Below are 11,865 nucleotides of genomic sequence, written 5' to 3' on the forward strand. Positions count from 1 at the left end.
CCCAAACTACAGGCGCAATTATTTAAAGAATTTTTCCAATTTTTTAATTCCCGATGGTAAGGTAAATACCACCACTTTATCCCCCTCCTGAATTTGAGTATCCCCATTGGCCACATAACCATTTTCGCCCCGGATAATTCCCCCGATTTTAGCCTCGTCGGGAAATCCCAGATCCCGGATGGGCTTTTGCGTAATTTTGGCATCGGCCTTGGCAATAAATTCAAACACCTCGGCATCAGAGGCTGTGAGGCATTTTACCTTCGAAATAGCCGCATTAAGGGTAAACCGGTATATATAACTTGCAGCAATCAATTTCTTATTTACGATACTCCCGATATTCATGCTTTCTGACAGCCCCATAAATGCAAGGTTTTCCACTTCTGCAACGGTTCTCCTCACACCCATTGTTTTTGCCAGATGGCATCCCAGAATATTTGTTTCTGAATTTCCGGTAGTTGCTACCACTGCATCCATTTTTTCCAGGCCTTCGTCTTTCAGCAATTTCAGGTTCCGGCAATCACCATTTATTACCAGTGCATTGGCATACCTTTCGGCAACCTGTTCGCATTTTTCAATATTTTCCTCAATGACTTTTATACGATACTGGTCGCCCAATTTTTCGATAGATTTTTGCGCAATCCGGCTCCCCCCCAAAAACATGATATTTTTTACTTCGAAGGTCTTTTTTGCCGTGAGTTCAAAAACCCGCTGCTGCTCCATTCGGGTGGTAATAAAAAACACAATATCCCCATTCATTATAAAGTCGGAACCTTTGGGAATAATGGTTTTACTTTCGCGGTTAATGGCTACCACCAGAATATGTTCGTTCTCCCGGGCCAGTTCCTCAAATGTTTTGTTGAGAATGGGAGCATCCTCCCGCACTTTAATTCCCAGCAGCAACAGTTTCCCGTGCGAAAATTCAATCAACTGACGGGTACCGGTTTGTTTCACCGAAGCCACAATCTCTTTGGCAGCCAGGCTTTCAGGATAGATCAGTTCATGAATGCCAAGGTTATTCAACTTGGCCCGGTACTGCGGCATCAGGTACTCCGAGTTATTAATCCGGGCAATCGTACGCCCCACTCCCAGGTACGAAGCCATGGAACAAGCCAACACATTTCGCTCTTCAAACGGTGTAACAGCAATAAATAAGTCGGCTTTACTCAAACCCGTTTGTTTTAAATCCTGAAAAGAATGAGCCGAGCCGGGTACTGTTAATAAATCAACTTCTTCGCTTATTTTAGAGAGTTTCTCCGGAGAATCATCCATTAAAACAATGTCATGATCTTCATTGCTCAGCATCCGTGCCAAATGGGTTCCAACTTCTCCCGCTCCTGCAATTACAACTTTCATCTCTAATCAACCTTAAATAAAATACGCTGCAAAATAAACCATTAACAATCAATTTACCAGCATTCCAGTCTAAAATAGAATGTTTTTAAAATTGGTGATCGATTAAAGTTACCATTTTTCTCGGAATGCACCCTTCTTACACAGGTAAAAAATATCATGCTTCTCAGGCGTTTCATTCTCCCAAAACTTTCGCGTAGAAACAATAGTATTTCCCTGAGAATGAATCCATTTCACATCATTTCCGGTATAAGGCCCTATGATAATATCAGCCAGTATTCGTTGATCCGGAACCCACCTCTTTTCTCCGGAAAGCCAGATAACGCGATTGTTAAATAAAAGCAAATCATTTTTTAAATAAATGGTAGAATCACTGTACGTTTGACCAGAAAGCAGATAAACCGGTGGGTCCAATCTTAATTTCCGGACAGTATTCTTGACCAGGTTTGCGGCAATTCCCCTTTCCGGAATTATTTCTTCGGAAACAATGTAGTTTCTTTTTCCCGAAACAAGATGCACAACCGTTTGCTCGGGATAATTATATACAATGAGTTCTTTTCTGAAAAGACCGGTTGTTTTAAAAATGAGCGAAACAGTAACAAAAAGAAAAAAGCAAATCAATGCTCCCTTAAAATACCGCTTACTTCGGGTTTCCATAAAAAGGAAAATTGAGATGAATATCCCGAAAACAAAAGCCAATTCCCACCCCGAAAATGACAACTCAATAACCGAAAGAGGCATGTTTTCTATCATTTCAAGAAAATGAATAACAAACCATAATACAAAATCAATAATACACACAATTACAACAGGAAAAAACGGAACCCAACTAAAAACAAGCAATGCCATTCCGAGGGGAATAAGCAAAAAAGCCGCAGGAATGACTAACAAGTTTGAAATCCAGAAATAACTGGGGAACTGGCCAAAATAAAAAACAGAGAAAGGGAATGTGGCAATTTGTGCTGCCACCGAAACAGTAAGAAGACTCCAAAACCAGCGAATTATTTTACTTTCAAATCGAATTATTTTTTCAAACCGGGGTTGTAAAAAAATAATGCCATACACAGCAGCGTATGAAAGCTGAAAACCGGCTTCGAACAAATTGTTGGGATTCACAAGCAACAGGAAAAAGGCCGAGGCAGCCAATGTATTGTATATATTATATTGCCTTTTCAGGTTTTGCCCGACTACCACGAAGGTAAACATGGTGGCTGCCCGCTTTACAGAAGGGGAAAGCCCGGTAATAAAGGCAAATCCCCAAAGCGCCATCACCACGAGTAATACAAAAATGAACCGGCCCGTTTTTTGCTTTTTCAAAATTCCAAACACAAAAGAAAGCACCAGAAAAACAATACCTACATGAAGCCCGGAAACGGCTAACACGTGCATAGCACCTGCCGACGCAAAAATCCTTTTTGTCTCCGGATCGAGGCCCCGCTTGTAGCCGAGTGTGAGAGCCGAAAGAACCTCCAACTCTTTTTCTCCCAGGTTCTGCTGCCGGTAGATTCCAAGCAGGTACATCCTTATCTTCTCGGCTACAATGGAGAATGAAAAAGTGGGTTGTAATTCTGTTTTTATCCAGCTATCTGCAGGAAGGTAAACCTGCCGGTATATTTTTTTCCTTTCCAGATAAGTTTTATAGTCGAATTCGTAGGGATTGTTGAGGTTTTTTACCCACTGCGGAGACTCACTGAAAAGAATGGTTTCGCCCGGTTCCAAATTTTTGGCTTTGTCTGTTTTAGCAAACCACACCATTATTTTTTCATGGACAGGCAAGACAGAATCGTTCCGAAAAAAAGCATTCAACTTCAATACTGAACCATAAGAATTGGGTTTCTCCTGCACAATTTCCAGAACGGTGGCAGAAAACTTTCCATCATTCTGAAAAACGGGTTCCCGGTTATACATACCATAAACCAACATTCCAATCACCACAAAAACCACATGTACACCTGCGCCAAAAGAAATAGCTAACTGAAAACGGTATCGGTAATTTATCCAGGAAAGAATTCCCAGAGCCAGGACAATTACTCCCAACAAAAGAATAGAATCAAAATGAAATACTGATCCCAAAAGAATCCCGGCAATCAAGGCAGCCGAGATGCGTAAAAAAGGTATTTTCTGAACCGTTTTATCCAATATCTTCCCGCGATTTGGGAGTGTACATATTATCCCCCATTATAAAATACACTCTGAAACGGGAAAGTAATCGAAAAGGTTACATTGACTTCACGGGAGTTTTAATACGATAGTGAGGTTGTACTTTCCCTGTCGCAATATTGCGGAGTTTACCTTTCAGTAACCTTTTTTTCAATGGCGAAAGGTAGTCGATAAAAAGGATACCATCGAGGTGATCGTATTCATGCTGGAAAATACGACCTGCATATCCTTTCAAAACTTCCTCATGCAACGTAAAATTTTCGTCGAAATATTTCACCCTGACGATGTCGGGTCGTTTTACATCCTCCCTTATTTCCGGCAGACTCAGGCAACCTTCATTCATCACCCACTCCTCTCCCGATTTTTCAATAATTTCAGGATTGATAAAAACTTTTTTGAAATCTTTAAGTTCCGGTTCCTCGTCTGCACCAGACGTGGCATCCACCACAAATATCCTTATCGACATTCCTACCTGTGGGGCGGCAAGACCCACTCCATCTGAATGATACATGGTTTCCCACATATTTTCAATAATCTCTTCCAACCCATCGTGATCTTTTTCTATTGGTTTGGCTTTCTTCCTCAGCAACGGGTCGCCATAAACTGTAACCGGATATTTCATTTATTCTTATTTCGTTTTTGTTCCATATACCCCTGTAAAATGATGGTGGCGCTAATGGCATCAACCATAGCTTTGTCCCGCCTTGCCATTTTTTTCAATCCTCCGTCAATCATTGTCTGGAAAGCCATCTTCGATGTAAATCTTTCATCCGCAATTTCAAGATGCATATCAGGATACTGTATCCTAAATTTCTTTATAAAAGGATTAATGTAAGCAACAGCTTCCGAAGCCTGGTTGTTCATTTGCAAAGGATATCCTACCACCACTTCATCAACCTGTTCGTTCTGAAAAAAGGTTTGAAGAAAATCCCAGATGGTGTGTGTTGCTACTGTTGCCAATTTGTTCGCAATTATCTTATAAGGGTCGGAAACGGCCAGGCCAACCCGCTTTTTCCCATAATCTATCGCTAAAATTCTACCCATTCTTCTCCTATTTCTGGGAGGCAAAATTAGGGAGAATTCCTGAAAAAATAAAAAATAGAACACATTGACTATCAATTCATTTTTAAAAGCACTTTTTACGTTTAATTACGTTTGGCACACGCTTTGCATTTTCAGGGGTAATATACCGGTATTAACAAGGCGACAGAAGCAAAGTATTTTAATTGTTGAATTTAAAATTGAAAGCCATGAAAACGATAAATACAAAACTGATAGCAGCCCTGCTTGCAGTGGCAACAATTACAGCAACAGCAGTTCCTGCCCTTGCCCAGCGCCGGTCGAGCAACAGTAAAAATACTGAAGTCCGGGTTGAAAGGGATGAACAAAATAGAAAAAGCTCTGCCCGTACCAAAAGCGCAGTGAAGGATAACAGAAACAGCCAAAGAAGTTCAAATAATTCGGCTTCACGCGTCAGGAAAGAAACAAGGCCTTCTGGCTCAGCAACATTAAAAAAAGGAAGTACAAATAGCCCGTCAAGAACAAGATCAACTGTTACGCACCGAAACAACTCATCTCCTTCAGAAAGAACTGTACGGAGTACTGAAACAAGAAGAAATACAGAGCATAGAAATGCGCGGGTAAATGAAAGTAAAAGAGCTGTAAGACAAGCGCCAGCCCGGCCTTCAAACTCCGAGAGAAGGGTTGGTACCGACAACCGGACATCTGTAAGAAAACAGGCTCCATCAAGGGTAAATCAGGGAAACGACAGTTACCGCAGACCCGATCGGAGAAGTTCGGTAACAAGCAATACATCGGCAAATACGCGTTCGCGTGCAGAACACAAACGTACTATATACAGAGTAGACAGAGATGACAGACGATACGCTCCTTCCAGGAGCTATAGGGGAAGTAATAAATACTGGTCGGGAAAAAATATCAGAGACTATACTCCATATCATACCCGGGACAGAAATTACTACAAACATTACAACTATAGCAAACACAATCATTGGAATCATCAGTGGGAGAACTACCAGTGGAATGTAAACAGTTGGAGGGATTACTATAGTTGTTACCATCCGCATTCTTACCAATTCCACAAACATTACTACCATCACCGCACATATGGCCATGTCATCCGCAGGTTTCACCACCGTCCGGATTATTTCATTCACAACCATATCAGGTACTATTCATATAACGGACACTTTTTCAGGCATTTCAGGGGAATCGGTTACGTACTGGTCGACATGCCTTACGGAATTGTTTTCCAGCAACTACCTATAGGGTATGAAAGGGTCCACATAAATGGTTACCTCTATTTCAGAATCGGCAACCTGTTTTTTGAAATGGCGCAGCATGGCTTTACATTAGTACATTATCCGGAAAGATATTTTGCACTGGAAACAGATTTTTACAACGATGGATATTACTATCAGGATGACTACTATTAATCAACACTGAGAAACAAGAACAAGCGGGAACTGCCTTAAGGGGCAGTTTTCTTTTATAAGAAAACCATCCGGAAAAATAATATCTCACAAAAAAGCATCATAACACAATTTTGCTTACTTTTATTGATCCAAAATACATAATTAAAAAATGAACATGAATTTAAAACGTGATCAGATACCCCCGGAACAAGCTGAGAATTGGGTTTTAAATATCGAAGAAGAAGAAAAACTGACATTTAACCTGCTTACGCCGCCTATTGTACTTCAAAAAGAAACCTATAAAATACTTACGGGAGAAAATGAAAACAGAGTAAGAATTTACCTGGGACTTGAACCCGAAACAAAAGGTGGGCGATTTATTTTATGTGCTTATGCCGTCTCTACTTTTTTACTGGGAAGTGGAGAAGTTTTCAGGGATTACGAGAATCCGGTATTCAAACTCGAAAGAGAAAACCAAAACTATTCTTCCAAAACTGAAGAAGTGCTGAAAAACATCCAACGCTACCGTGAATGGCGTTCGGGCAAACTAGACCCAAACAATGAATGGGCCCGCTTCCGGAAGTTTATTTATCCGAATGCTTTCCTCCTGAGCAAATATGAGCTACACGAAATCTTTGATATGCAAAACAAAAAGGAGGCACAAATTTCATTCGGCATTTCAAAAACCATGAATGCGATGGTTTATGCAGATGTTCAGGAAAAAAGATCATCGAAAGACCAAATGATGGTATTTGATTTCAGTGGACCATGCCCCCCAAATTGCGACGAATCGAGCATTTATAACTCGGAAAAAGATGCTACTAAATAGATATGAGTGGCTGGTTACTTTCATTCCGCTAATCGTTGGGGCCATTTACTTTAAAAAATTTGACCGGGGACTGATCTTTTTTTATCTGTTCGTGGTGTTGGCTGTACTTACCGAACTGACAACAAAAATTGGCATCCACATTATTGGAATTAAAAACACCATGCCGATTGGCCATATCTATATCGCAGGGGCTTGCCTGCTTACCGGGTTATTCTTTTCGGTTCAACTCAAAGGCTTTGTTAAAAAAAAGATAATCGTTGGAATCATAATTTTTTTCGAGGCTTTTGCGGTTTTTAATATGTTCTTCATTCAAAACCTGTATGAGTTTCCCAGTATATCTGGTGCTACAGGAGCTATTATGCTTGTTACCTTCTCCATATTATTATTTACCAAAATAATGATTGAAGGGAAAATTAAAAACCTGGTGGCCGAACCGGTTATTTGGCTCAACTCGGCCGTTTTAGTTTACTATTCCAGCAATTTCTTTTTTTACATTCTTTACAATATCATTTTGGGGTTCTCCCGTGAATTCTCTCTCCGGACCATCAGTATTTTTAATCTTATCAATGCTATTTTTTATGTGTTGATAACCATTAGTTTTCTGAAGGCCGGAAAGAAGCAGTCGGATAAGATTAGCAACCTTGGCTAACAAAGACTCAGACACAAAAGAACCAACCGAGAATAGGATCTTAGGACAAATTTCCAATGCTCAGCAAAGGAACTCATTGCATATTTGGAACTGGTCCACATACGAACATTTATGGTTAAAATATAAAACACATCGCAGCGATGGCCTCGGTCGGTGAGCCGGAAAACAAGTGAGGACGGCGTTAAAAAATTACTGTTGTTTGAGGAGGTACGACGAGTTTCAGTAATTTTAGCCGGCAACACGTAGTTTTTCCGAGTGAAGCGAACGCAGCCTTGGGTTTTCTGTTTACCTCTTTGGGCTAGGCCAAAGAGTAAAATCCGCATGATAAGGCCTAAAAATATTGATGAAAAATGTATCTAAAAACTGACTAATTCACCAGATTTCCCAAGTGAGCCGAGAGAAACCCGGATACCCTCCCGGAAAAATTCAAAAAAAGCCGGCTGCTTTTTACAACCGGCTTTTTCTTACAAAATAATTTCCTCCATGTTTTCGTCGAAAAAATGATATTCGAGGAAGGAAAGAGAATTGTTGGGTTCTATTCTTACCCATTTAAAAAACTGAAAAAACCAACGGTTCCGGTAACTTTTAAATCCTTTATTCAGGTAGGCGGCAATATATGGATGAACTGTCACCAATAGTTTTTTCTTGTTTAAATCTTTTAAAATGTATTTTACTTTACCATCCAAATCGTCTACAAACAGGACGGTAGGCATTATTTTCCCACTTCCGTTACAGGTAGGGCATTTTTCAGCCGTTTCAATAATTTCCTCGGGGCGCACTCGCTGCCGTGTAATTTGCATTAGGCAGAACTTGCTTAAGGGAAGTATATTATGCTTGGTACGATCGTTTGACATGATCTCTTTCATGTGCTCGTACACTTTTTGCCGGTGGGCCTGAACGTGCATATCAATAAAATCGATAACAATGATACCCCCCATGTCCCTCAACCTTAACTGCCGGGCGATTTCGTCGCATGCAGCAAGGTTTACTTCCAAAGCATTGGATTCCTGATCACCTGAGGTTTTAGCCCTATTTCCGCTATTGACATCAATTACATGAAAAGCCTCGGTATGCTCTACAATTAAATAAGCACCGTTTTTGAACGACACGGTTTTTCCGAATGAAGCCTTAATTTGTTTTTCAATACCGTAATGCTCCAGAATAGGACGCCGCCCTTTATACAGCTTAACTATATTCTTTTTGTTGGGCTGAATGTTACCTATATATTCGGTAATTTCGTTACAAACCGACTGATCGTTCACAATAATACTGTTGAAATTCGGGGTATAAATATCGCGCAATAATGCAGTCGCACGGTCTATTTCGCCAATGATGAGAGAAGGAGCCTGTGCACGCCTCAATTTATGAAAGGTCGTTTCCCATTTATCCACTAAAATACGCAGTTCCTGATCGAGGTCGGCGACTTTTTTCCCTTCGGCTGCCGTTCGCACAATAACTCCGTATTTCCGTGGTTTGATACTCTGTATCAACTTTTTAAGGCGACTCTTCTCCTCGTTTGATTTGATTTTCTGCGAAACCGAGACCTTGTCGCTAAAAGGCATTAAAACCATGTACCTGCCTGCTATGGAAATCTCGGAAGTCAAACGAGGCCCTTTCGTCGAAATAGGCTCTTTAGCTACCTGTACCAAAATTTTTTGCCCTACCTTCAAAATTTCAGTAATCCGTCCCTCTTTATTAATATCAGGCTCTGATTGAATCTTTGAAATGGAGGTAACCTTGTTCTTCCGTGAAGAAACAATACGCAAAAACTTATTCAATGTGGCAAACTGAGGCCCCATATCAAGGTAATGCAAAAAAGCATCTTTTTCGTAACCTACATCAATGAACGCTGCATTCAGACTGGGCATTATCTTCTTTACCTTCCCAAGGTAAATATCGCCAACAGCGAATTTTGCACCGCTTTTTTCCCGGGTGAATTCAACAAGTTTTTTGTTTTCCTGTAATGCTATAACAATTTCGGAAGGAGTGACATCAATAATTAAATCACTACTCACAACCTAAATTTTAATACTGTTAAATAAATAATACGTATTTATATAACAGATTAAACCTAAGGCTATGTACCTTAGGTTTAATCTATTAATTTCCTAATAAACCTGCAAAAAACCTATTTTCTCTTTTTGTGCCGGTTTTTACGCAATCTCTTTTTGCGCTTATGCGTGGCCATCTTATGTCTTTTTCTTTTCTTTCCGCTTGGCATACTCTGTTTACTTTACATTGTTTTTAACTTTCGACACAAATGTTTTAGCCGGTTTGAACGATGGAATGTTATGTGCCGGAATTATAATTGTGGTGTTTTTAGAAATATTCCTTGCAGTCTTCTCTGCCCTTTTCTTAACCACAAAACTACCAAATCCTCTGAGATAGACATTCTTTCCGTCTTCCAAAGAATCTTTCACTGTTTCCATAAAGGCTTCCACCGTTTTTTGAACAGTTACCTTTTCAATACCTGTGTTTTTTGAGATTTCATTTACAATATCTGCCTTTGTCATGTCTTAAAATATTTAAATATCAACAAATTAATCGGAATAATATGGTGTGCAAAAATATAAATAATTTGATAACCCAAAAGCTTTTCAAATAAATTATTTTTGTTTTTCGTAAAGATTTAAAAGGAATTAGAAAAAAATGACTGATTTTTTGCAAGCAATACATAAATGGTATAACCAAAACCTCCGCGATTTGCCCTGGCGTGAAACCTCAGATCCCTACAAAATATGGATATCAGAAATCATTTTACAACAAACGCGCGTAGCTCAGGGAATTTCATATTATCACCGCTTTATTGAAAGGTTTCCCACAGTAACAGATTTGGCAGAAGCAGAAGAAGACGAAGTATTGAAGTTGTGGCAAGGGCTTGGTTATTATTCCCGCGCCCGGAACCTGCATGCCGCAGCTCAAACAATTTCAGGCAAGTATGGCGGAGAATTCCCGAAAAGTTATAGTGAAATACGGGAATTAAAAGGCATTGGCCCCTATACGGCAGCCGCCATAGCCTCTATAGCTTTCGGGCTTCCCTACCCTGCCCTCGACGGAAATGTTTACCGGGTGCTGGCACGATATTTTGGAATTTTCGCTCCACCCAATAGCGGAGAGGGAAAAAAGAAATTTCTAAAAATAGCAGAAGAAATAATACCCGCAGAAAATCCTGGATTCCACAACCAGGCAATGATGGAATTTGGAGCGTTGCAATGTATTCCACTTTCTCCGGACTGCCCAAACTGTCCACTCATCGCTTCCTGTTACGCTGCCGGCCATCAAAAAGTGACACAGCTTCCGGTTAAAACCCCAAAAACCAGTCAGCGTAATCGGTATTTTTATTACTATTATATAGAAACCGGAAAAGACACGTGGTTGGAAAAACGAACCGGCAAGGATATATGGGAAAACCTTTACCAGTTTCCACTGGCAGAAACAAAACAAGAACTTTCCGATGAAGAAATTGCCGGACTTCAACCTTCCTTCATGAAAAACGATACTATAAATATAAAAGCTGTTTCAGCACAAAAAAAACATATACTCAGTCATCAAATCATTTTTGCCCGTCTCATTCACCTAGAAACCGATGGTAATTTCAAACTAAACAATCATTTTATAAAGGTTCCCCAAAAAGATATTCATACCTTTGCCGTACCGCGGTTGGTGGAAAAATTGATGGAAGAAACCGGAATTTTCTAAAATAAAAACATATTAATTCATCCGTAATTTAAATTCAGATTTGTACTTTTAATCCGTTAACCTAAAAAATTAAGAAATATGTCAGTGAACAAAGTTATTTTAGTAGGAAATGTAGGCAAAGATCCTGAAGTGAGACATCTTGATTCGGGTGTTGCTGTTGCAAATTTCCCGTTGGCAACCTCCGAAACATACACCGCAAAAAATGGCGACAAGGTAACCACCACCGAGTGGCACAATATTGTATTGTGGCGCGGTTTGGCAGAAGTAGCAGAAAAATATGTAACAAAGGGCAGGCAGTTGTACATTGAAGGACGTATTCGCACCCGCTCGTACGACGATAAAGACGGCAACAAACGTTATATTACAGAAATTTACGGAGATACCATGCAAATGCTGGGATCCCGAACCGATAACCAGCAAGGGGATAATCAAAATTCACAGTACAATAACAACAACCAATCGGAATCCTCCGGATTCCAAAGCGCCGGCGAACCGGAAACCGATGACCAGGGCGGAGAAGACGATCTGCCATTCTAACGATCTTTAAAACTCCACCCGTGTTTGCCGGAGAAGTATAAACTTTTTTATTTATCCCTGACAGGACATTAAGCCTTGTCAGGGATAAATTCAGATATTTAACGTTGCATAAAGGCTGCATCCTGAACCTTTGGGTTGTTTGCATTCATTGAAACAGGGAATACATTCAAAGGGGTTCCCCGGGAAAACAGGCAGTATGTTTTATT

The 11,865-nt window shown here is 40.2% G+C and carries 11 protein-coding genes; 5 read left to right on the forward strand and 6 right to left on the reverse strand.

The genetic code is table 11. From position 1 onward, the window contains the following. Window positions 1-18: 18 nt before the first annotated feature. The 4 genes from trkA to ruvX all read right to left on the reverse strand — a co-directional run bounded on the left by trkA (window position 19) and on the right by ruvX (window position 4,554). Window positions 19-1,353 (reverse strand): Trk system potassium transporter TrkA, encoded by a 1,335-nt coding sequence (gene trkA, locus D1164_RS12285; RefSeq protein ID WP_119350282.1) that lies wholly within the window; start codon window positions 1,351-1,353, stop codon window positions 19-21. Between the two features lie 108 nt (window positions 1,354-1,461). Further along, window positions 1,462-3,489: a ComEC/Rec2 family competence protein gene (locus D1164_RS12290; RefSeq protein WP_119350283.1), complete on the reverse strand. Its 2,028-nt coding sequence runs from the start codon at window positions 3,487-3,489 to the stop codon at window positions 1,462-1,464. A 79-nt stretch (window positions 3,490-3,568) separates the two neighbouring features. After that, the gene (gene def, locus D1164_RS12295; RefSeq protein WP_119350284.1) at window positions 3,569-4,132 is read right to left on the reverse strand and encodes a peptide deformylase; all 564 of its coding nucleotides are present in this window, start codon (window positions 4,130-4,132) and stop codon (window positions 3,569-3,571) included. Then, a complete protein-coding gene (gene ruvX, locus D1164_RS12300; protein ID WP_119350285.1) occupies window positions 4,129-4,554 on the reverse strand; it encodes a Holliday junction resolvase RuvX in 426 nt (141 codons plus the stop codon). The genes def and ruvX overlap by 4 nt, the downstream gene beginning before the upstream one ends. Before the next feature lie 206 nt (window positions 4,555-4,760). Here ruvX and D1164_RS12305 point away from each other — a divergent pair, with 206 nt between their 5' ends. The 3 genes from D1164_RS12305 (at window position 4,761) to D1164_RS12315 (ending at window position 7,423) form a co-directional block, all read left to right on the forward strand. Then, complete coding sequence (locus D1164_RS12305) at window positions 4,761-5,966, forward strand: hypothetical protein (RefSeq protein WP_147372167.1); 1,206 nt, start codon at window positions 4,761-4,763, stop codon at window positions 5,964-5,966. A gap of 154 nt (window positions 5,967-6,120) precedes the next feature. After that, window positions 6,121-6,774, forward strand: a complete 654-nt coding sequence (locus D1164_RS12310) for a hypothetical protein (protein ID WP_147372168.1) — start codon at window positions 6,121-6,123, stop codon at window positions 6,772-6,774. Beyond that, the gene (locus tag D1164_RS12315) at window positions 6,761-7,423 is read left to right on the forward strand and encodes a hypothetical protein (RefSeq protein WP_119350288.1); all 663 of its coding nucleotides are present in this window, start codon (window positions 6,761-6,763) and stop codon (window positions 7,421-7,423) included. Before D1164_RS12310 ends, D1164_RS12315 begins: the two co-directional genes overlap by 14 nt. Before the next feature lie 464 nt (window positions 7,424-7,887). Here D1164_RS12315 and D1164_RS12320 read toward each other — a convergent pair whose 3' ends face one another. Together D1164_RS12320 and D1164_RS12325 are read right to left on the reverse strand one after the other, a co-directional pair. Next, on the reverse strand, window positions 7,888-9,438 hold the full coding sequence (locus tag D1164_RS12320) for an Rne/Rng family ribonuclease (RefSeq protein ID WP_119350289.1): 1,551 nt from the start codon (window positions 9,436-9,438) through the stop codon (window positions 7,888-7,890). A 213-nt stretch (window positions 9,439-9,651) separates the two neighbouring features. Then, entirely contained in the window at window positions 9,652-9,936 is a 285-nt protein-coding gene (locus tag D1164_RS12325) for an HU family DNA-binding protein (RefSeq protein WP_119350290.1), read from the reverse strand. 136 nt (window positions 9,937-10,072) lie between these two features. Between D1164_RS12325 and mutY the strand changes: the two genes are divergently transcribed. Then, complete coding sequence (mutY, locus tag D1164_RS12330) at window positions 10,073-11,122, forward strand: A/G-specific adenine glycosylase (protein ID WP_119350291.1); 1,050 nt, start codon at window positions 10,073-10,075, stop codon at window positions 11,120-11,122. A gap of 78 nt (window positions 11,123-11,200) precedes the next feature. Then, complete coding sequence (locus D1164_RS12335; RefSeq protein ID WP_119350292.1) at window positions 11,201-11,659, forward strand: single-stranded DNA-binding protein; 459 nt, start codon at window positions 11,201-11,203, stop codon at window positions 11,657-11,659. Window positions 11,660-11,865 lie beyond the last annotated feature (206 nt).

It is taken from the genome of Mariniphaga sediminis (assembly GCF_003573545.1).
Taxonomy (GTDB): domain Bacteria; phylum Bacteroidota; class Bacteroidia; order Bacteroidales; family Prolixibacteraceae; genus Mariniphaga; species Mariniphaga sediminis.